General features: G+C 45.8%; 1 protein-coding gene. It reads right to left on the bottom strand.

The window, feature by feature from the left end; translation table 11 throughout:
• Window positions 1–329, bottom strand: a 329-nt coding sequence (locus tag A3774_RS16035; protein ID WP_197468086.1) for a Gfo/Idh/MocA family protein, incomplete at its 3' end; no start/stop codon positions are given.
• Window positions 330–369: the final 40 nt, after the last annotated feature.

The following is a 369-nucleotide window of genomic DNA, read 5'->3' on the forward strand; positions in this document are numbered from 1 at the left end:
TCAAACAGCTCAGCTGCTTGTGTTTGATTAAGAGCAAATGGCTTTTCGCACAAAACATGTTTGCCTGCTAGGATACACGCTTTGGTAAGCTCATAATGCAGGTGATTAGGCACACCGATGTAAATAACATCGACTTCATGACTATTAATCAAAGAGTAGTAATCCACCATGGACAGCTCAATGTTATAGCGCTCCGAAAATGCGTCAGCGGCCTCTTTCGAGCGCGAAGCAACGGCGCGCAGGGTACCTGTTTTAGCGTACTCAAAGTCTGCTGCAAAAGACTGCGCAATGACTCCGGTTCCGATAATTCCCCAGCGTACTTCATTCATGGGAGGCTCCTAAGTGGAATAAGTGAGTGAAAAGTAATAG

It is taken from the genome of Neptuniibacter marinus, assembly GCF_001597725.1.
GTDB classification, from domain to species: Bacteria; Pseudomonadota; Gammaproteobacteria; order Pseudomonadales; family Balneatricaceae; genus Neptuniibacter; species Neptuniibacter marinus.